The 19,287-nt window shown below is 61.7% G+C and carries 23 protein-coding genes and 3 pseudogenes; 15 read left to right on the forward strand and 11 right to left on the reverse strand.

What is annotated here, in order from left to right:
• Positions 1-40: 40 nt before the first annotated feature.
• Both CXY71_RS01690 and CXY71_RS01695 read right to left on the reverse strand, forming a co-directional pair.
• Complete coding sequence (locus CXY71_RS01690; protein ID WP_233204331.1) at positions 41-1,117, reverse strand: DEAD/DEAH box helicase; 1,077 nt, start codon at positions 1,115-1,117, stop codon at positions 41-43.
• Positions 1,118-1,192: 75 nt separating this feature from the next.
• The gene (locus CXY71_RS01695; protein WP_104133994.1) at positions 1,193-1,375 is read right to left on the reverse strand and encodes a helix-turn-helix domain-containing protein; all 183 of its coding nucleotides are present in this window, start codon (positions 1,373-1,375) and stop codon (positions 1,193-1,195) included.
• 1,135 nt (positions 1,376-2,510) lie between these two features.
• Here CXY71_RS01695 and CXY71_RS01700 point away from each other — a divergent pair.
• Positions 2,511-3,071 carry a recombinase family protein gene (locus tag CXY71_RS01700; RefSeq protein ID WP_104133995.1) on the forward strand — a complete coding sequence of 187 codons (561 nt, stop codon included), beginning with the start codon at positions 2,511-2,513 and terminating at the stop codon, positions 3,069-3,071.
• A 25-nt stretch (positions 3,072-3,096) separates the two neighbouring features.
• Here CXY71_RS01700 and CXY71_RS22515 read toward each other — a convergent pair.
• Positions 3,097-3,965: pseudogene (locus tag CXY71_RS22515) on the reverse strand (DNA/RNA non-specific endonuclease).
• Positions 3,966-4,081: 116 nt separating this feature from the next.
• On the opposite strand from CXY71_RS22515, the gene CXY71_RS20500 reads away from it, so the two are divergent.
• Positions 4,082-4,321, forward strand: a complete 240-nt coding sequence (locus CXY71_RS20500; RefSeq protein ID WP_146072709.1) for a hypothetical protein — start codon at positions 4,082-4,084, stop codon at positions 4,319-4,321.
• A complete protein-coding gene (locus CXY71_RS01710) occupies positions 4,318-4,797 on the forward strand; it encodes a hypothetical protein (RefSeq protein ID WP_146072710.1) in 480 nt (159 codons plus the stop codon). Before CXY71_RS20500 ends, CXY71_RS01710 begins: the two co-directional genes overlap by 4 nt.
• On the opposite strand, the gene CXY71_RS01715 is transcribed toward CXY71_RS01710, so the two are convergent.
• From CXY71_RS01715 to CXY71_RS01725, 3 genes are read right to left on the reverse strand one after another with little or no spacing between them, the layout of a single operon-like run.
• Entirely contained in the window at positions 4,794-6,299 is a 1,506-nt protein-coding gene (locus CXY71_RS01715; protein WP_104133997.1) for a tripartite tricarboxylate transporter permease, read from the reverse strand. The genes CXY71_RS01710 and CXY71_RS01715 overlap by 4 nt on opposite strands.
• Positions 6,287-7,003, reverse strand: a complete 717-nt coding sequence (locus CXY71_RS01720; protein WP_104133998.1) for a tripartite tricarboxylate transporter TctB family protein — start codon at positions 7,001-7,003, stop codon at positions 6,287-6,289. The genes CXY71_RS01715 and CXY71_RS01720 overlap by 13 nt, the downstream gene beginning before the upstream one ends.
• Complete coding sequence (locus tag CXY71_RS01725) at positions 7,000-7,980, reverse strand: tripartite tricarboxylate transporter substrate binding protein (RefSeq protein ID WP_104133999.1); 981 nt, start codon at positions 7,978-7,980, stop codon at positions 7,000-7,002. Before CXY71_RS01725 ends, CXY71_RS01720 begins: the two co-directional genes overlap by 4 nt.
• A 161-nt stretch (positions 7,981-8,141) precedes the next feature.
• Between CXY71_RS01725 and CXY71_RS01730 the strand changes: the two genes are divergently transcribed.
• The 4 genes and pseudogenes from CXY71_RS01730 (at position 8,142) to CXY71_RS22520 (ending at position 11,034) form a co-directional block, all read left to right on the forward strand.
• Positions 8,142-9,512, forward strand: coding sequence for an ATP-binding protein (locus tag CXY71_RS01730; RefSeq protein ID WP_104134000.1), 1,371 nt, complete (start codon positions 8,142-8,144; stop codon positions 9,510-9,512).
• Positions 9,509-10,345 carry a response regulator gene (locus tag CXY71_RS01735; protein WP_104134001.1) on the forward strand — a complete coding sequence of 279 codons (837 nt, stop codon included), beginning with the start codon at positions 9,509-9,511 and terminating at the stop codon, positions 10,343-10,345. The genes CXY71_RS01730 and CXY71_RS01735 overlap by 4 nt, the downstream gene beginning before the upstream one ends.
• Positions 10,346-10,424: 79 nt before the next feature.
• Positions 10,425-10,760: pseudogene (locus CXY71_RS01740) on the forward strand (transposase); the annotation flags it as partial.
• Positions 10,761-10,797: 37 nt separating this feature from the next.
• Positions 10,798-11,034 (forward strand): transposase, encoded by a 237-nt coding sequence (locus CXY71_RS22520; protein ID WP_104134003.1) that lies wholly within the window; start codon positions 10,798-10,800, stop codon positions 11,032-11,034.
• Here the strand turns inward: CXY71_RS22520 and CXY71_RS22305 are convergent.
• Positions 10,976-11,110, reverse strand: a complete 135-nt coding sequence (locus tag CXY71_RS22305; protein WP_255412609.1) for a hypothetical protein — start codon at positions 11,108-11,110, stop codon at positions 10,976-10,978. The two genes, CXY71_RS22520 and CXY71_RS22305, sit on opposite strands and share 59 nt — an antisense overlap.
• A gap of 446 nt (positions 11,111-11,556) precedes the next feature.
• Between CXY71_RS22305 and CXY71_RS20895 the strand changes: the two genes are divergently transcribed.
• The 5 genes and pseudogenes from CXY71_RS20895 to CXY71_RS21680 all read left to right on the forward strand — a co-directional run.
• Complete coding sequence (locus CXY71_RS20895; protein ID WP_158252940.1) at positions 11,557-11,700, forward strand: hypothetical protein; 144 nt, start codon at positions 11,557-11,559, stop codon at positions 11,698-11,700.
• A 355-nt stretch (positions 11,701-12,055) separates the two neighbouring features.
• Positions 12,056-13,156, forward strand: coding sequence for an acyl-CoA desaturase (locus tag CXY71_RS01750; RefSeq protein ID WP_104134004.1), 1,101 nt, complete (start codon positions 12,056-12,058; stop codon positions 13,154-13,156).
• 120 nt (positions 13,157-13,276) lie between these two features.
• Positions 13,277-13,435, forward strand: a complete 159-nt coding sequence (locus tag CXY71_RS20900) for a hypothetical protein (protein ID WP_158252941.1) — start codon at positions 13,277-13,279, stop codon at positions 13,433-13,435.
• 123 nt (positions 13,436-13,558) lie between these two features.
• Positions 13,559-13,981: a hypothetical protein gene (locus tag CXY71_RS01755; RefSeq protein ID WP_146072711.1), complete on the forward strand. Its 423-nt coding sequence runs from the start codon at positions 13,559-13,561 to the stop codon at positions 13,979-13,981.
• Positions 13,982-14,177: 196 nt separating this feature from the next.
• Positions 14,178-14,345 (forward strand): annotated as a pseudogene (locus tag CXY71_RS21680) (IS1380 family transposase); the annotation flags it as partial.
• A gap of 135 nt (positions 14,346-14,480) precedes the next feature.
• On the opposite strand, the gene CXY71_RS20505 reads toward CXY71_RS21680, so the two are convergent.
• The gene (locus CXY71_RS20505) at positions 14,481-14,687 is read right to left on the reverse strand and encodes a hypothetical protein (protein ID WP_146072712.1); all 207 of its coding nucleotides are present in this window, start codon (positions 14,685-14,687) and stop codon (positions 14,481-14,483) included.
• Between the two features lie 196 nt (positions 14,688-14,883).
• Here CXY71_RS20505 and CXY71_RS01765 point away from each other — a divergent pair, with 196 nt between their 5' ends.
• Positions 14,884-15,408 carry a tetratricopeptide repeat protein gene (locus CXY71_RS01765; protein ID WP_104134007.1) on the forward strand — a complete coding sequence of 175 codons (525 nt, stop codon included), beginning with the start codon at positions 14,884-14,886 and terminating at the stop codon, positions 15,406-15,408.
• A 118-nt stretch (positions 15,409-15,526) separates the two neighbouring features.
• Here the strand turns inward: CXY71_RS01765 and CXY71_RS01770 are convergent, their stop codons facing one another.
• Together CXY71_RS01770 and CXY71_RS01775 are read right to left on the reverse strand one after the other, a co-directional pair.
• The gene (locus tag CXY71_RS01770) at positions 15,527-15,877 is read right to left on the reverse strand and encodes a recombinase family protein (RefSeq protein ID WP_233204332.1); all 351 of its coding nucleotides are present in this window, start codon (positions 15,875-15,877) and stop codon (positions 15,527-15,529) included.
• 194 nt (positions 15,878-16,071) lie between these two features.
• On the reverse strand, positions 16,072-16,659 hold the full coding sequence (locus CXY71_RS01775) for a chlorite dismutase family protein (RefSeq protein WP_104134009.1): 588 nt from the start codon (positions 16,657-16,659) through the stop codon (positions 16,072-16,074).
• A 708-nt stretch (positions 16,660-17,367) separates the two neighbouring features.
• On the opposite strand from CXY71_RS01775, the gene CXY71_RS01780 reads away from it, so the two are divergent.
• Entirely contained in the window at positions 17,368-18,039 is a 672-nt protein-coding gene (locus CXY71_RS01780) for a hypothetical protein (protein WP_104134010.1), read from the forward strand.
• A gap of 150 nt (positions 18,040-18,189) precedes the next feature.
• Here CXY71_RS01780 and CXY71_RS01785 read toward each other — a convergent pair whose 3' ends face one another.
• On the reverse strand, positions 18,190-18,585 hold the full coding sequence (locus CXY71_RS01785; protein ID WP_146072713.1) for a hypothetical protein: 396 nt from the start codon (positions 18,583-18,585) through the stop codon (positions 18,190-18,192).
• Between the two features lie 210 nt (positions 18,586-18,795).
• Between CXY71_RS01785 and CXY71_RS01790 the strand changes: the two genes are divergently transcribed.
• On the forward strand, positions 18,796-19,104 hold the full coding sequence (locus CXY71_RS01790; RefSeq protein WP_104134012.1) for a hypothetical protein: 309 nt from the start codon (positions 18,796-18,798) through the stop codon (positions 19,102-19,104).
• The last annotated feature ends 183 nt before the right edge of the window (positions 19,105-19,287 follow it).

Genomic DNA, 19,287 nt, shown 5'->3' on the forward strand with positions numbered 1-19,287 from the left:
CCGACAAACCCACCAAGAATGACCGCCTCGAACTAGCCGCCTAAACTCCCACTGGTCTCATCCGCCTTGACAAGTTCCGGGCGGGGCTCAAGTCATACTCAACTGTGTACGCGCGGCGTTCGGGGAAGAGTGGCTTGCCTTCAAACGTGAGAAGGTCCTCCTTGACCATACGCCGCATCAAGCCTCTTGTGTCGGCGCGGTGCACGCCCTGTCGGAATTGACCCTCGAATCTGTCGCGGTCGAGAAGTGACATGAAGAGCTGGAAGTCTTCTTCTTTGCCAGCGTGTGGCGTCGCTGTCATGAGCAGGAAGTTGTGGGCGGTCTCGGAGAGCAGGCGCCCGAGCCGGAAGCGCTTTGTCTCGTCCACTTCGCCGGCCCACGACGAGTAGTGCGCAGACATCCGGTGGGCCTCGTCGACGATCGCGACATCCCATGTCACGTCAGACAGCTGCTCCATGAGGTCTTCGCTCCGAGAGACCTGATCCATTCGCACGATTAGGTAAGGGTGCTGGTCGAAGACGTTGCGGCCCTCGGCGTCATCGACCATCTGGCGATTGAAGACCTCGAAGTGCAGATCGAACTTCTGCGAGAGTTCTTCGCGCCACTGCTCGACAAGACCGCCGGGAGCGATGATGACGGCGCGTTCGCAGTCTGATCGCATGATCAGCTCTTTGAGGTAGAGGCCGGCCATGATCGTTTTGCCGGCGCCGGGGTCGTCGGCAAGGAGGAAGCGGAGGGGAATTCGTGGCAACAGGTCTTCGTAGACGGCGCGAATCTGATGGGGCAGCGGGTCAACCTCGGAGCTGTTGACCGCCGCCATCGGGTCGTAGAGCGCCGCATACTTGATGCGCAACGCTTCGGCGGCGAGTTGGAACTCGTCGGGGTCGCCGTCGAACGGGGGTGCTTCGTCGTAGTCGCGCGCAAGCTCGAGCCGAGCGATATCGGCGTCGGTCACGGTTCGTGCACCGCTGCGGCCGGAATCATCCCGGTAGAAGATCTCGAAGAGCGCCGCATCGATCGCATCGATCGCAATCAGGGTCACTGCCCCATCTGAGAGGAGCCCGCGGATGCGCTGACCAGCACGCAACGCCGCGGGCGTCATTGCGGCTTCATTCACTTCACTCCTCCTCGGAGATTTGGCAAGTCGATCAGGATACGTCAGGCCACCGACATCGCGGCGGCGCCAAGGCCGTTACCCGGCCGGTGCGGCGTCTCCGCGCCGCACCCAGTAATCAATTTCGCTCGCTTGAAACTTCCAGAGCCGACCGACATTGTGGGCAGGCATCTCCTTGTCGGCGATCCAGGCGTAGATGGTGTCCTTGCGCACTCCTAAGTAGTCGGCGATGTCATCGGCGGACAGCCACGGTTCAGGCATGCAGATCCTCGAAGCAGATGGAACCGGATCTTTACGGCTATGTCCGAGACTAGCGGGTCGATGCGGCCCGGAATGAGGAAGTGATGCGTCGGCCCGTCCGGCGCCGCCGCCGAATCCCAGCGGAGCTGCTCACCGAACTCGGGGACGAAATGATCACGCACCAGTTTTCGGTTTTGGATCACCGGGCCTGAGCGCCCTAGAAGTCGCTTGCGATCCAAGCGCTGATCGAAGCGGAGGTGTGTGGACAGGGGTAAAGGTGTACAACTCTCCGGCTAAGCGGGACATAGATAGTGGCACCCGTGGCTGAGGCTTCACGTTGAGCCTTCTCGCGTTCTTGCGGCGAGAACCATTCAAGATGTACTCGACGTTGCGCAGCTTTTGACCGTGTACGGAAGCGATCTGCGCCGGCTCCGTCTCCTTCTGGCTCCCGCGAAGGACCTCGCGATACGGGTGGTACCACGCTGGAAGCGCGCGGATCCAACGACACCGACCCCCCTTTTCAGCTCAGACATCTCACTTCAAGGGTCTGATTTTTTCCCCCGATAGTCGCACACATCCCTACCGTGTCGGGGTCGTGTTGGTCGTGTTGGTCGTGTCTCGCTCGCCGTGGAGCATGATCTGCATCGTCCTTTCAACGTCAAGGAAGACGCGCGGTGCGCGTGTCGAGAAGCGTAGCCGGCAAGCGTGCTCGGGCATTCGTTGCAGTGCTCTGGCATTCGCGCTCGAGGATCGCCCGTCTTGGAGCAGTCTCGTTTCCTGACGGCTGTGAGACACATTGACGAGACAGATCGACCATGCACGATTGTGGAGAGCGCGGCAGAACGCATTCCGTCCAGTGACCGGGATCGGGGCATCATTGTCCGAGGGCGACGGATGAGTCGGTGTGTCTCGAAACGTGTGTTTTTTCTGGCGTTACCATTTTTGTAGGCAAGGACGGTTGCGAGACATTTAGAAGCGTCAATGGGGAAGCTGAAAGCGTCGAAGCAAGCAACGAACTGTCAATTTGGCGTGTACCCCAACTAGGCGTCAGTCGCTCATATCAAATATTGTCAGGATAGAGTCATGTTTTGATTGATGGACACCCCTCCTGGCGGGGTCTTAGACTTCAATCTGACAGAACAGGGGCAGAAGTCGCATGGCGGGTCAACGAGTTGGGTATGTGCGAGTGAGTACTCTCGATCAGAACACTGTCCGACAGCTTGCTGGCGTCGAGGTCGATCGGGTGTTTGAGGATAAGGCGTCGGGGAAGGATCAGAACCGGCCCGAGCTGGAGGAGATGATCAAGTTCGTCCGAGATGGCGATACCGTTCTCGTGCATTCCATGGATCGTCTAGCCCGTAACTTGGATGACCTTCGCTTGATCGTGCGCCGGCTCACGACGAAGAAGGTCCGAGTTGAGTTCGTGAAAGAGCAACTCTGTTTCACGGGCGATGACAATGCAATGGCAAACCTGCTTTTGAACGTTATGGGGGCGTTTGCCGAGTTTGAGCGATCTTTGATTCGTGAACGTCAACGCGAGGGCATCACTCTGGCCAAGAAGCGTGGTGTCTACCGCGGCCGCACCCCATCCTTGGACGTGGTCCGTGCGGCTGAGCTGCGGGTGAAGGCTGCTGCTGGCGTGCCGAAGTCTGTTCTTGCTCGAGAGTTTGGGGTCAGCCGTGAAACCGTCTATGTCTACCTTCGCGCTGGGGGCTGAGCTGGCTGTAGAGGATCCGGTGTGGTTAGAGGTGGATGTTTGCGGTGTCGATCAGTTCGACCCAACGCTGTCGACGCTCGGCGTCTTCTCGGATAGTTGGGGCTGGGGCGTAGGCGTCTGCCTCGGATAGGGCGGTCAGGTTGAGTCCGGTGAGGTCGATGATGTCCACGATGGGTACTTGGTAGGTGCGGTACGGTCCAAGCGGTGGGGGAGTGCCGTACATGAGGGCTGGTGCGTGGACCGTGTCAAGGTCGATGTCTTCTAATTGTGGGCTTTGGTCGAGGACGAATCCGGCAGCGTGCAGAATGGTGGAGCCTTGCGTGGTCGTGGTCGTGGTCGTGGTCGTGGTCGTGGTCCATGCTGCGATCTTCCAGAACGCTTGCGGGATCTTCACCCCGCGGTATATCGGATCCTCGGCGGAGAGTACGGGGGCGGTGAAAACGCTGAGGCGGTTACCGTTGGTGCGTGCGTAGGTGAGGACGTGGTCCTCGAGGCCGAGCCANTTCCGGCTTGCGGGGCGGCGTTGGTGTAGGCGAAGGTATCGTAATTCGCTCGCCGGGCTGTCGTTGCGTCGCCCCAGACCGGGTCCAGACGGCGGACGAGGTGCCCGCGGTCGAGGTCGTTTCTGGCGTAGAGAGCCTCCCCGGCCTGTTCGTAGACCGGGATCCGCGAGTCGAGGTGCCAGCCCTCGCCTCGGTTAACGGTAACGAGGCGATCCCCGTCGATGTTGACGCCGGTCGCGATCGCGAGGCGCCGCGCGGGGCTTAAGAGCACGGTGAAATGTGTGTAGAGCAGTTCACGAATCAGAGTTCCCGCGGGAGGGGCCGGGAGAGGCAAAGGAACTTCAAGGAACTCGGGGTTATATCCAGCAGGATAAAGTAGCGCGGCGTGCATGGTGACAGTCAACCAGCCCGAGCCGACAATTAGGGACTTCGGATCTATATGGCGGTGTTGATGGGAAGATCCCTTCTCGCTGGCGTCTTTTGTTGGCCACAGACACGATGTACGCGGTGCCTACAAGGCTGGGACTAGACGATCAAAGGACGACCCCATGGCCGCGCCGCACCCCACCCTTCACCGCACGACTAAACTTCGGCTCGCGTGTGCGCGGTGGCGGGCAGCTGCGCCCGCTGCTGCTGGATGATGTCATCGCTTTCGCCCGCGTGGCCTCTTATGCGGGGCTGACGGGTGCCGCTGGACACTCGACCATTGAGCATCCGCTTCGAATCATGCAAGATGGTGAGCAGTGACGAGGCCCGCGTCGTCGCAGTGTTGCACGACGCCCTCTGTTGCACGAGTCCATTTTGCACGATGGATCCTGCAGCCCGACCTTGGCCGCGACCTGCAGGCGCTTGTCTCGGACCACCTGCTGATGGCGGTGGCCGCGTTCTCGCACAGTGACGACGGTATTGACGGGATTTCGGCGGAACTGATTGCGGGCGACCCGATTGCCCGCGAGGTTGAGCTGGCCCGCCTGGCCGATCCGGAGGGGCTGGCCGAACTCAACCCGTTTTCTCGCCGTCGCCTTGAGGCGAGCTGTTCCGCCTCGGCGCGGGCCCTCGGCACCATGTTGCCGGCCGTGCAGGCCGACCAATGGATCGCCAAGCGCAACGCGTCGCGCGCGTTGCGGACGGCCGGCGATGTGGGGATGCCCCGGCGTTGGCTCCAGAGCCCCGTTCCCGCAGCTCGCGCGTCTGGTCCTTTACACGCAACCGCTAACCGTTAGGCGGCGGCCTTGTGGTGCCGCAGGTGCTGCACGATGCTGATCAGAATCGCCACCGCCATGATTGCGTAGAGCGAGACGGAGATCGGCGAGGCGACCAGAATTCCCACGTCCCCCTCCGACACCGCGAGTGCCCGGCGCAATTCGGTTTCGGCGAGCGGCCCGAGAATGGCCGCGATCAGCACCGGTGCCACCGGAATTTCGAAGCGTCGCATCACGAAACCGAGTACCCCGATGCCGACGAGCAGCCAGAGGTCCTTCATCGACGACGCGATGGCGTAGACACCGAATACTGAGAACACGGCGACGCCGGCGTACAGGTAGTGCTTGGGCACGAGCAGCAGCTTGGCCCAGACCGACGCGAACGGCAGGTTAATTACCAGCAGAATGATCAGACCTACGAACAGGCTCGCGAGCAGTGGCCAGACCAGGTCGGCGCTGCGCTCAAAGAGCAGCGGGCCCGGCTGCATGCCGTACTGCTGGAACGCGGCCAGCATCATCGCGGCGGTCGCCGACGTCGGCAGCCCCAGCGCGAGCAGAGCCCCCAAGGCACTGCCGGCCGTCGCGTTGCCGGCCGCTTCCGGCCCGGCCACACCCTGGATGGCGCCGCGGCCGCCGAACATCGTGTCGCTGCGTCGTTTCGCCAGCCGCTTCTCGGTGCCGTAGGCGAGGAACGTGGGTACCTCCGACCCGCCGACCGGGATCGCGCCGAAGGGCAGCCCAAAGGCGGTGCCGCGCACGAAGGCGGGGAAAACCTGCTTCAATTCGCGCCAGCTGAGGTACGGCGTGCCCGAGGTCTGAATCTGCATGGCTGAGCCTTCGCGGTGGATGCGGGAGGCCACATGCAGTACCTCGCCCATCGCGAGCAGCCCGACGGTGACGACAATGATTGAGATTCCGTCGAAGAACTCCGGGTTCCCCAGGGTGAAGCGCGCCGCGCCGCTCTGACCGTCAATGCCGACCATGGCGAGCGCCAGCCCGATGCCGAGGGCGATCAGGCCACGCACAACCGATTCGGCCACAACGGCCGAGATAGCGACAAAGGCGAACGCAGACAGTGCGAAATACTCCGCGGGACCGAACAGGGTGGCTAGGCGCACGAGGTACGGCGAGAAGAACACGACCAGGGTCGTCGCGATCATGCCGCCCATGAAGGCACCGATCGCGGCCGTGCCGAGGGCCTTCGCCGCCCGCCCGTCCTTGGCCATTCGATGGCCTTCGAACGTGGTCGCTATCGCCGACGAATTACCGGGTGTATTCAAGAGGATGCCGCTGGTCGAGTCTCCAAACAGGCCACCGAAGTAGATACTCGCGAACATGATGAACGCGCCGGTCGGATCGAGGCTGAAGGTGACCGGCAGCAGCAGCGCCACGGCCATCGCGGATCCGAGCCCGGGCAGAACGCCGACAGCGGTGCCGAGAACGGCGCCGATGACCAGAAAGACCATATTCATCGGGGTGAGGGCGACCGAGAAGCCCTCGAGCAGGTTGCCTAGCTGATCCATGAGAAGACTCCCGTTAGGATTCCTGAAGGAAGGGTGAGGCCGAGACCGGCCGAGAATGCGAGCTGCATGCACGAGGAAAAGATCAGGGACACCCCGATGTCAAACACCGGGCGCTTGCTGCCCAAGGCCCAGGCCAGAGCCCAGAACAGGGCGGCAGCGGCGAGCAACCAGCCGACCGGCTGCAGAACGAGCACGAAGACGATCACACTGGCCAGCACGATGCTCGTGGTCTTCCAGTCGGTGAGGCCGATCTTCGCCGCGGTCTTCGGGTGGACGGTAGACCGGATCACGCGAATCTCGCTCGTCGTGTCGATGTCGCCGACGTCGTTTAGCAGGTCGCTCGACACACCGACCCGGCTGGCGTTGCTGTCGCCGTCGACCGGGCGGGGAGCGCGCACCACCTGTACGGCCAGCAGCACCGCAAGCACATAGAGCAGTCCGGTCACAATGATCGGGAAGAACGTGGGTCCGGGAGATCCGGCGCCCTCGGGCACGTCCATGGTCACGATGCCGACGGTGAGAAAGACCGCGATACCGAGGGTCATGGCCGCCACAACGAGTTCGCTGCGTCCCGCCAGCCACGACTGCGGCGGCTGTGCCGGCTGCGGGCTCGGTGCGGGGCCCACGGTGACGGATGCCGCGGCATCCGTCACCGTGCTGGCCGGCGGATGGAACTTCGCGTCACGCTCAGTGTTCTCGTTCACAGCCCGAGCTCCTCAACGATGGATGCGACACGGAGACTTTCCGTGTCGATGAAGCCTTGAAAGTCGCCGCCCGTGGCGTAGCTGTCGCTCCAGCGATTGCGGCTTATCGCGTCGCCCCATTCCGGGGTCGCGTGCATTTCGGTGACGATGTCGACGAGCTCCTGACGGGCCTCCTCGCTGATGCCGGGGGGCGCCGCGTAGCCGCGCCAGTTGGACATCTCCACGTCATAGCCGGATTCGATGAACGTCGGCACGTCGATGCCGTCGATGGGTTCGGCGGCCGAGGTACCGAGGGCCCGAACAGCACCGGCCTCGATTTGGTCCCGGAAGTCGTTGTAGCTGGAGATTCCGGCTGTCACGGTGTTGGAGAGCAGGGAGGTCAGCACTTCACCGCCACCCGCGTAGGCGACGTAGTTGACCGCGGCGGGGTCGATGCCGATTTCCCGGCCGAGCAGTCCGCTCAGCAGATGGTCGATGCTGCCGAGCGAGCCACCGGCGACAGCTGTCCCGCCCGGATCGGCGGCCCAGGCGGTGGTGAACTCGTCGATCGTCTCGTAGGGGGAGTCTTTGGGTACCACGAGTACGTTGTAGTCGTCGGCGACGCGGGCGATGAGCGTCACGTCGTCAAAGGACACGTCGGCCGTGGACAGCTCAATGCCGCCCATCATGGCCGCGCCGGTAGCGAGCAGCAGGTCCTCGCGACCGTCCATCTGGGCGACCTGGCCGAGGCCGATGGTGCCGCCGGCACCGGGAACGTTGATCACCCGGGCGTTATTGACGATGCTGTTCGCGCGCAGCGCCTGCTGCGACTCGCGGGCGAAGGCGTCCCAGCCGCCGCCGGGAGCGGCGGGGGCGAGCAGGGTGAGCTTGCTGCGAGCCGTGGCACCGCCGCCGGCCGAGCTGGCATTGGCGGTGGCGGCCAGCACCAGCACCGCGGTCACGGCCGCGAAAGCGATCGTGAGAATCGTTTTTTTCATGCACGAATCCCTTTCTATGGACGACATCGTTGTTGCCGCAGGAGTGAGGTCAACCCTGCCATCGGCGATGAGCGACTCGTCTTAAAACGGTACTTGTGGACTTAGATACACTCGGATTGAGATGCGCGGGCACGGGAATCGATTGGCGCAGCGGGAGCAGAATGATCGGGAAGCGCCGCGGCATGCTGTTGCTCGTACAGGTGCTGATCGTCACGGTCTGTGTGAGCGTCACCACCGTCGTCGCCGTGAGCGTGCAGGAACGCCTGCTGCAGGACCGCACCGTCGACCGTGTCACCGCCGTGGCCGAGAGCCTGGCCGGCCTGCCCGCCGTCAGTGACGCCCTTGAGGAGCTCGAGGCGTTCGAAGGCAGCGACACTCTCGACACGAGCGCCGCGACCGAGGCGCTGCAGCCCCTGGCCGAAATCGTGCGGGAGGCCTCGGGGGTTGACTACATCGTGATCACCAATGCCCGCGGCATCCGTCTGACCCATCCGACACCGGATGCCCGTGGTCAGCCGGTCTCCACCGATGCCTCCCGGGTGCTGCGCGGAGAGACATTCGTCGGAGTGGAACAGGGTACCCTCGGGCTGACTCTGCGCGCCAAGGTTCCGGTGTGGGCACTCAGCTCGCGCGGGATGGCCGGCTCGGCCGGCGCCGCGATCATCGGCATCGTGTCGGTGGGAGTGCTGGAGAGCCGTGCCGCGGCCGACCTCGACGAGGGCGTGCTGCAGATGGTGCCCTGGGTGCTCGGCTCGCTGATCCTCGGTATTCTGGCGGCGGCGGCCGTGAACCGGGTGGTGAGCCGGCGGTTCGCCCGACTCGAGGCCGACAGCCGCGAACTCGCCGTGCAACGGCGGCTCGCCGTCGAGCTCGGCAGCCAGACGCATGAATTCACCAACCGTCTCCACGTGGTTTACGGACTCGTGGAGAGCGGGGAACCGCGGGAGGCCCTCGAGTACATTGGCTCGATCGTGCCGGTCGCCGCGCTCGATCGTGCCGATGTCCTGCGGTCCGTCGAGGGTCTGCGTTCGGTCGAGGCTCTGCGTTTGATCGATGCCGTCGGGCTCCGGGCCGCCGTGACCGCCCAGGCTGCCACCCTGACCGCGCGCGGAGGCAGGCTCGTGCTCGACGTCGACTCTGTTGCGCTGACTGCCCACGTCGACGACGAGCAGGTGACTCTGACCGCCAATCTCGTCGGAAATGCCGTCGACGCAGTCGCGCCGCAGGGCGCAGACGGCCGCGTCGAGGTGCTCGTGCGCGCCGACAACCAGGGCTTCGCGCTCACGGTGAGCGACAACGGGCCAGGCCTCGACTCGACGCTCCGCACGCGCGTGTTCGAACGGGGTTTCAGCACCAAGCGCCTCGAACACCGTAGTGAGATCGACCTTCCCCGCGGTGTGGGGTTGGCTCTCGTGCGGGAGATCGTGCTGCGCCGTGGCGGTGTCATCGACATCGGTCGCTCGGAGGCGGGCGGTGCGAGGTTCCGGGTCACCGTGCCCGTGCCCTTGCTGCCCGATACGGCCCGGCGATGACGCGCCCGGTGACCGGCATCCGAACGCTCATCGTGGAGGATGACGCATCCGTCTCGTGCCTGCACGTGCGTTATCTCGAGGGGGTGGGCGGTTTCACCGTGGCGGGCACTGCGGCCACCGGGGCTGAGGCCGTAGCCTTCGTGACCGACCACGAGGTGGATCTGGTGCTGCTCGATATGCACCTGCCCGACTTCAGCGGCATCGAAGTGCTGCACCGGCTGCGTGCGCTGACGTTTGAGAACATCGACGTGATCGTCGTTAGCTCGGCGACCGAGGCGGTGACCGTGCGCCAGGCGGCGGCGGCGAGCGTGGCTGACTACCTCGTGAAGCCATTCTCTCACGCGGTTTTCGACCTGCGCCTGGCCGGCTATCGGGCTCGGTTCGCGGCTCGGTTTCGGAGCGACACCGGGCAGATTCCGCTGCGCCAGGTCGACATCGACCGGCTCGTCGCTGGTCGGGAGCCCGCGCCCGCGCCCGCGACGCGTCCGATCAGTCTGCGCCCGGCTCCTGCCCAACCGTCCGGCCCGCCGGGTGCCGCGGTGAGCGCGCCGCGTGGCGCGGGTTCGCTGGTGTTTCCCCGGTTTGAATTCGACCGGCTGCCCAAGGGGCTCTCCGAGCCGACGGTCGGCCTTGTGATGCAGGCCGTGCGCGCCCAGGAGGTAAGCACCGCAATCGAGGTGGCCACCGGGTGCGGACTTGCCCGCGGCACGGCTCGTCGTTACCTGGACTATTTGCGGCAGGCAGGCTTCGTCGACGTCACCCACCGGTACGGCGCGCGCGGCCGCCCTGAACTGCTCTACAACAGTGTGACTCCCGCCGGCCACCACCACTGAGGTTCGAACTTCGGGTCTTCGTGGCATGAACGGGAGTGTGTCTCCTAACGCCGAGGGTCCTCTCTGGCAGACTTAAAGTATGTCTCGTGCTGCCGTGTTATGTGACAGTGAGTGGGCTCGACTCGAGCCGTTGATGCCGTCGTCGAAGAATTGTCCGGGTCGTCCGTTTCAAGATCACCGTCGCATTCTGGAAGGCATCATTTATCGGTATCGGGCGGGCATTCCCTGGCGGGATCTGCCCGACTCTTTCGGTCCGTGGCAGGCGGTCTGGAAACTTCACGGACGTTTCAGCGGCGATGGAACCTGGGACGCAATTATGACCCGTTTGCTCTCGCAGGCTGACGCGGCCGGCTTGATTGAGTGGGAGGTGTCCGTGGACTCCACGGTCAACCGCGCCCACCAGCACGCCACCAACCTCGGCTGGCCAGGATTTCCCACGGTCGTATGCGCAAATGCACTCGTGGTTCGATGAGGACTGGAAGTGTCTGGATTACTTGGCTTGGCTGCGCTGGCCTGATGGATTTGTGTGCCCGCACTGCTCCAGCCTGACGGGGTGGCGGATGCCGGACTTTCGATGGAAGTGCGGGGGCTGCAAGGTTACGTCCCCCTGGGTGGATGCTCCTATTGGTGTCAAGCGACTCTTTGTGCGGTATTGGACTGCTGAGCCTTGCCGTCGAGCCATGCGCTGAAGGCGGTTTCCAGGTCGGTGTCGCCGCGTTCGGCATCTACCTCGTCATCGTCGATGCGCTTGTCCGACGGCGGCACGGCGTGTCATCCTGGCTCAGCGCCGCCATTCTCAAACAAGCCCCCCATTACTTTTCTGCTGCTGGTTCCCTTGGCCGTCACGACATTCCTCGTATCCTGGGCGGGTTAGTTTGTTACCCGCGGCGGGTATTACCGTGACTGGGCCGATTCAGCCGGTTCCGCCTGGACCGGGCCGCTGGTCTGGGCTCCGCATACCATCCAAAGCTTCTGGCTTTACCAGACTGTCGTCTGTACGTACCACGTAGGTCTGGCCACTCTGCATCCATACCAAGCAAACCCACTGACCTAGCTGTTCATGATCCGACCGACCAGCATGTATTACTGCGGTTCAAGCGAGGGCGAATTCGGCTACCAGTTTTAAAGCTGTTCGGAAGCCATTACCTCCGTCGGCAATCCGTTGGTTTAGTGGACGGCGACGGCGACACTGGTCTACCGGCTTCATCCTGATGAGAATGATCGCTGGGTATCTGCCCTGGCTGATGTATCTGAACCGCACTGTTTTTCAGTTCTATACGATCGTCTTTGAGCTCTATTTGCTGCTCGGGCTCACCTTCGTCATCGGGCTGGTCGAACACCGAATTCCAGATTAAGCACGGCTGATACGCCGGCGTTCAGCACATTCGTAGGTGCACGAAACTGACCCTCAGCAACAGGTCAACGCCTTCAACACTGTTGTCGTGGGGCTGGCTTCGCAGTAATGCTGACCGTATTCTTCTTCCCGCCGTGGATTGGAATGCAGACACCATTCGCCTTTTGGCAGGCACATATTTGGGTGCCGAGTTGGAGATAGATCGGTCGAATACATTCCATTTTTGGCATATAGTGACTGGGAATGGCGTGTGAATTAAGCGCGGATTCGGGCTCGGCGACCGTAGACTGACGATTATCTGCTCCACGAGTAATTGCTCACGCCTCGGCTGAGAAGTCCCGAACCTCTAAGGCTTCATGTCGGAAATAACAGCCGCTTCCTCTGTCCGCATCATCCGGACCCGACCTGGTGGAGATACCAAGAACCCCACGACCGAATATTCGGCGCTCTTGCACACTGTGCGTAATCTGGGCCTCCTCGGTCGACGCACTGGCTTCTACTGGATGGTGTTCTCTGTGCTCGTGATCGCCACCGGGGGCGCAGCGGCTGGGTTCGTTTTTCTCGGTGACACTTGGTATCAGCTGATCATCGCCGCTGCCCTCGGCCTCATTTTCACCCAATTCGCCTTTCTCGCGCACGAGGCATCGCACCGTGCCGTGTTCATCTCTGGCAGAGCCAACGACCGAGCTGGCCGCGTTCTGGCCAACCTGTTCGTCGGCATCAGCTATGCCTGGTGGATGACTAAGCACAGCCGTCACCACGCCCAGCCGAACGTCATTGGCAAGGACCCCGATATCGAGCCCGACTTCATCGTGTTTACTGAGAATGACGCGAAGCAGGTCAGCCGGCTTGGCTCCTTCGTCACCCGCAAGCAGGGGTATTTGTTCTTCCCGCTTTTGATGTTCGAAGGTATTAACCTGCACATTCAGGGTTTCAAGACCGTTTTCGGTAAGAACAAGGTCAGCGAACGCTGGGTCGAGATCACTATGCTCGTGACGCGCCTCGCGCTCTACCTCGCCGTGATCTTCTACTTTCTACCGCTCGGCATGGCGTTTGCGTTCGTTGGCGTACAAATGGCCGTGTTCGGGGTTTACATGGGCGCTACCTTCGCGCCCAACCACAAGGGAATGCCGCAGCTCCCGGCTGAAAGCCGAGTCGATTTTCTTCGTCGCCAGGTGCTCACCAGCCGCAACATTCGTGGTGGTACCTTCATCGACCACTACATGGGTGGTCTCAACTACCAGATCGAGCACCATCTGTTCCCGAACATGGCACGCCCACACCTGCGCCAGGCGCAGGTGATTGCTAAGGGATACTGCCTCTCGCACGACGTGAAGTACACCGAGACGGGCGTCTTCGAAAGTTACGGCATCGTCATCGCCTACCTCAACAAGGTAGGGCTGGCCGCACGAGATCCGTTCGACTGCCCAATGACCGCTCGGTTCCGCACGCACTAGCGGGAGTTTCCTAGCTATTTCAGGTTCGCCGGATTGCTCCGATGCAGGTATCAGGTTTGATCTGGTGTTCTTCGGCATGTGGGTCGGACTTTTGGCCCCAAATAGCGTCTGACCTAAAGCATGGCTAGTTTGTATAAGAAGACGATCAACGAGAAACCGTACTGGTACCTGCGTGAAATGGCCCGAGTCGACGGCAAGCCCAAGATCACCTCGGACTCCCTCGACGCTGTGCACGACGTAGTGCATCGAGTCAATGTGCTCGCGGAATCTGCACTATAGCCAGATGCGGGCTACGGTGAGAGGATGAGTAATTCGTCTGGTACGAGCGAACCCACTGGCCTTCCGAGCGCACCTTCTGCCAAGTCCACGCCATCGTCCGCCCCCGTTGGCCAGCCTCAGCAGGTGAGGATGGCATTCTGGCTCTACCTCCTTGCAGCCCTCGCGGCGCTGATCAGCGGCGTTGTCCGCGCAGCGACCGCGGGCGCTGACAGATCTGTAATCGAGAGTCAGCTCGCGACATCCGGCGTGGCCGTCTCCACCAGCACGATCGACGCCGTGATCACCACCGTGATCATCGTGGCGATCATCGTCGCGATCATCTGGATGATTGCTTTCGTCATTTTCGCGCTGTTCATGAAGCGAGGCGCCGGATGGGCCCGCATTGTCCTCACGATTCTTGCCGCCCTGTCGCTCACCAGTGTCACAAGCAGCTTCGGCCTTGGGGCGCTCCAGGCCGTTGCCGCGGTCGTCGCGACCGTGCTCGTGTGGCTGCGGCCGGCAAGAGAATACTTCCAGGCAGTAAAGGCGTCGCGGGTCCCGCGCTAGTTTTCTTGGGGGCCAGAAGTCGGGCGTTTGTACCGAGCTTTAGGCAGCGTTAGTCATGTGGGCGTCGTTGATATAGCTGTCGATGTGTTGCTCGATGGTCTTCAACGCCTGGCGCAGTAGGGCTGGTGCTGGGGGCGTGTTTGCTGCGATGAGTGGCCTGAGAAGCCGGTCGTGCAGCTTTGTGCAGAAGATCGCGATCATCGAAGTGCACGGGTATCAAAAGCAGGGCTCGGGTTACGGCTACTCCAAAGTTCGTGGCCTGAACGTCTTCATCGCGACGATGAAAACGGTGGACGATGCACCGATTATCTTGGCCCAGCGGCTGCGCCGGGATCCGTGCTGGTCTCCGCGCGGCGCTGACCGTCCCGCGTTAGCGTTCAAACAGGGTGATGACGGAACGATTCGTGTGGTGCGAGCTAGTGTTGAAGAACTCCATCGTGTGGAAGGCCACGTTTATCTCTCGGGCAGCATCGGTATCTGTTGAGCTGGCCGTGACAACTCAGATGCGTTCGAGTCCCACCAGCTTCGACTCGATCTCATCGAGTGATCGTGTTTCATCGGAAAAAGTACCCGTCGTCGTGAAAGATGCTTCGAATGCAATGTCTTCGGTGCTGGTGAACGCCACCGGGTAGGCGTAGAGAGCCAGCCGTATCCTGCAAGTAGATTCTGTCGCCCTGGTGTGATACTCCAGTTGGGTTGGCGCCATTCCACAACCTTGGCCCCAGTGTGTCCGCGGATCTTGTTGAGAACGCGCCGCTGACTCGTTTCATCCAAGTTGTCACCAGCTCTGAGTACTCTTCTTGACCGCCTAGTTGTCTGCTCCCATTAGAGGCTTTCGTTCAGACCTCACAGCGATCCGACCAACCTTTAGCGGACAATCGCGGTGAGGGCACAATAGGTGGATGACACTTGATGAGGAGCTCGACCGGATCTTCACTGTTCGGGATCGGAATGACATCCAGCCCACAATCGATGCGCTGCTACCAATTCTGGCGGAACACCCGGCTGACGCTCGCGTGCTGTACGAAGTGGGCGGCGCTTACGACACTGCTGGTAAGGAGCAGACCGCGCGATCGTTCTACGAGCAAGCCCTTCGGGCTGGTCTCTCGGGTGATTTGCTGCGCCGATGCTACGTCCAGTACGGATCCACGTTGCGGAATCTCGGCGAGTTCGCTCGCTCGGTGGAAGTCTTCGAGCGTGCCCGACAAGACTTCCCGGACTCACCATCGCTGGCGGTGTTCCAAGCGATCTCCCTTCATGCTTCCAGCCGCTTCGATGAGGCTGTCGCTTCATTGCTCGAAGTGGTTGTTGAGGGAGTCGAGTCGCCAGATATTGAACGGTATAAGCCATCCATCCGCGGCAACGCCGCCTACATCCGGTCCCTCTCGACCTCCGCACAGCCAGCGGAGCAGCACAACACCCGTTAGCGGGACGGCGAGTAGGAAAGCCGAGCAGGGTATCGACGACTCTCGCTCCAGTCCCGCACGCCGAACCCCTTACGGGACGCTGAACGTAGTCATAGCTTTTAGCCGAGTCAGGCGGCTATTAGCGCATGCGCCCGTCGCTGAGTGAAGGAGCGGAGCCGAGAGCCGTGGAGGTGGCGGTAGATCGTCGGCCGTGAGACGCCGAGGGCCTTGGCAATTTGGGTGGGGATTCGCCGCGTTGTTGTCGGGCTTTGGCTGCTGCGAGCGTGTCGGGTGTCGGGCGACCACCGGCTCGGCCCTGGGCACGGGCGGTGGTGAGGCCCGCGAGGGTACGTTCGCGAATCATGTCACGTTCAAGTTCGGCGACGTAGTCGAGCGCGGCAATAGGCCCGGGCCGACTCGGTGCACGGCTGGAGATGGTGTCGGTGACTATCCGCCCGCAGCCGAAGGATTTGAGTGCGTCTTGTTGCATGGTGGTGTCTTGGCTGTGGGTGGAAACGCGGGCGTAGCCGACGAGGGTGATGTGTGTGATGGCCCAGAACCTCGCCAGCTTTAGCTATCTTCTTCCTTGTTTTCGGTTCGGTGGGACTCGTGTGGCGCGTGTGGCCGCGTCGAGGGGTCATCGAGGCGCCGTGAAGTGGCACGCGTCGAGGTGGGGTGGACCGCTTACACGCTTGCGCGCTCCACGCGCACCTCGACTTCGCGCTCGATGAAGGTCCATTCTTCGGTGTTTCGGAGCTCACTGAGGAGATCGTCGAAAGCCGCCGCGTTCTCTGGCGCGAACTCGAACCAGGTCAGAAAGTCGAACGGCCCGCCGAGGTCCCGACAATGGTGCAGCCGCCGAGCCACGGCGGGCAGGTAGCCCATCGAGCGGCGGATGTGATGACTCGTATCCTCAAAAATGCCCCGTCGTTCGTCCTGGGCCATCTCCCACCATGCTTGTGATTTCGTGATCGGAATGAGGGAAGCGACGGTGGCACCGGGCCGGCCCAGGACCGGAGACCGCGCGTTGAGCTGAGCCAGTTCGGCGGCGGTTGTGTACCGCTGGTTACTGACGGTGCCGCGCAGAACCCAACCCGGAGCACTCGTCGCCACCTTCGGAGACACCCTCGGTCCGGCGACGGGTGCTCTTCCCTCCTCGACGAGTAGCCGGGCGGCGACAGGGAGCCCGTCACCGGTGACTTTGGTGATGCGTTCGATACGCCATGGCCCGGTGGTGCCAGCGGCGAAGGTTACGGGCAAAACGTCGGTCATGAGTGCTCCTAATAACGGCATAGGTCATCCTGACGCTAACACCGGGCGGGTGACGGCATCGCGGGCCTGGCCCGCGGCGGGTACCCAACCACACTCCCGCGGGCGTCGTCATGAATTCGTGGAGTCCTGGCATTGCTACTGCCGGAATTGGTGATCATCGACTGATCCCCGATGCAGACTTCACAGGACTTCTTTACTCTGCATGCCAGCACGAATATCTCGCAAGCGTGTGAGCAGTAACCGTTCCCATGACCTTGGTCGCATACGAAAGTGCTCTTCAACGTGGATTCACGGAAGAGTCCTCGATCGCGCCCGTATGGGGAACCCTCTGCGCACCTCTCAGAACGCCTATGCATTCCAATCGGGCACTAGGCGATTCCTCGATTGTGCGGCAGGTGGCCCATCTCACCTTCAGGTCCGGGGCCGAAGGACACGTGACCAGGGCCTTGATAATAGGGATAGCCGTCCGTATGCCGGGCAAAGATCACGCCGTTAGCGAAGCAATTATCGATTCTCTCAGCAAACGATCGAGCTTGATTCTGGCTGCCGAAAACGCCGAGAACTGTTTTGTCAGCACACTCGTCGTGCTACACGATCCATACTTCTCCGCTCCTATGTCACACGGTACTTCCTCTCTCAATTTGACGCGAACTGCGGCCTATGGTCGAGTGAGGCAGTAGACCGAGCATTGAGCACAGAGAGCAAATCATGATGAAAATGGATGATCTGAATTCTGACCCACGGATCATGTCGTACCTAGCCACTCTTCGACAAGCAATGGACCGGACAGCGCCTAATCAGACCGAGGGCGTGCTGGCCGAGATCAACGAGCACATCGTTGAGACAGTGAGGGAAGGACAAACCGGCGGCCACGACGTTGACATAGAATCCATTATTCGTTCCTTGGGGCCTGTAGAGTCAATCGCTCATGCGATGGGTTCAGCGCCGCATCGCAGCCCTGAGCCAACGCCTTCCCCGCGGTTTCTCGTGACAAGGCTGGGCGCAATTGTGACGATTCTTGCGCTGACGTTCGGGGGCGTCATCCTGCCGATTCTCGGGTGGATCGTAGGTTTGATCATGCTCTGGTCGTCTCCCGGGTGGCGTCGCCGAGACAAGCTGATCGGAACAATCGTCAGCCCTTCTGTCTGGATGGTAACTATCATTTTCGGGTTTATGCTCTGGAGTTCGCCGAGCGATATCACTACGGTCTGCCTGGTCGGCGCCTCGTGCTCCCCTGGGGTCGAGGCAACAAGTTTTGGCTTCGGTCAACTTGTCTCGGTCGCTCTACTCGTTGCCGCCCCCCTACTGGTAGCGGCACGATTGCTTCTGACATTCAAGCCGCGCGACAGTGACAATAAAATTGCAAGTCGGCGACGGTAGGAATCCTCAACCTGCCGCATCACCGAGCAGGAGCCTTCCCATAAGCCGGACGCTCAGCGGGGACCGAATCACGTGAAGCCAACCGTGTCGACGTCTGAACTGAGACGCCCGTAAGCGGAACCCTTAACGGGACGGTTTGGGTCTAATTCTTCAGTGAGATTCGTGCCAGGTTCGTCGAGTGGCGAGCCGGGCGGTCAGAAAGAGAGCAACGCCCAGGACTCCGAGGATCGCGGCGATCGTGATTCCCCAGTCCCACACGCTGGTCTGGGTATGTACTAGGAGGAGTTCATGCTCGCTTGTGAAATAGGAGCATTGGACCCCAATGGGGAAGAACGAAAATGCGCCGTCCGTAGTCCAGCCTGCTGAGGGCAGAGGCAGACTGCCTAGCTCGGGGTTCTGATCGCAGGATTCTCTGAGACCCGCATGGGAGATGACCGCGAACTGAAGCCCCGCCAGGGCGATGAGGGCCATCGACGGAATGCCGAGGATCCAGGACCGCGCGGTCACGGCGAGGAGCACGGGAACGGCCGGTCTTTGCAGTTGCATTTCGTGTACCCCCTCCTTCACAGAGTATGTGCTGCCAGACATCGGGGTAAGCGTTTGAAGAAAACACCAGCCTGACAGAGTCAGTGCCCGTAGCCGAACCCCCTGTGGGAATCCGGACAGAAACGCCAAGACTGGGCCCAGAGCCAGCCTGATCGGTGACGGAGCCGTGATGGCACTCCGCAATCTGGAGGGCTGTCGTACAGTCGGAGCATGGCAGAAGCACACATCACTTTCTCGGTGTCGTCCGATCAACCGCCCTTCATCGCCCCGGATGCAATGAGCATTCCAGAAATCGTCCGTGTTTCGCGCGCGCTGCAGGCGGCGCTGCGGAGCGCCGAGGCTCTGGGTTACGAACTCGATGACCTGCTGCGAAATTTGGATGAAAAACTGTCTCACCAGGCCGTCGCAGATGCGATGCAGTTGGACGCCGAGCTTGTGACGGAGGTACGAGAAGGGGAGTCCTCCCTCACTGTTCTCCTAGTGAAATATCTAGAAGCTGCGGACAGCTCAGAGCGCTGATCCAATCCAATGGCGGGTCACTTGACATCGTCACCGCAACGAAGCGCTTGAGCGTGCCCTCCTTGCCCCCGTCTCATTCCCATTTCCCTTCCCCTTCTCGATAGGGGAACCCCCTACGGGATACCGTTCACGTGATAACTGAACACGCTCTGTTGCGTGTGATTCGCGGAAGGGAAGTCCACG

Source organism: Cryobacterium sp. Y62 (genome assembly GCF_002929785.1).
Lineage (GTDB): Bacteria > Actinomycetota > Actinomycetes > Actinomycetales > Microbacteriaceae > Cryobacterium.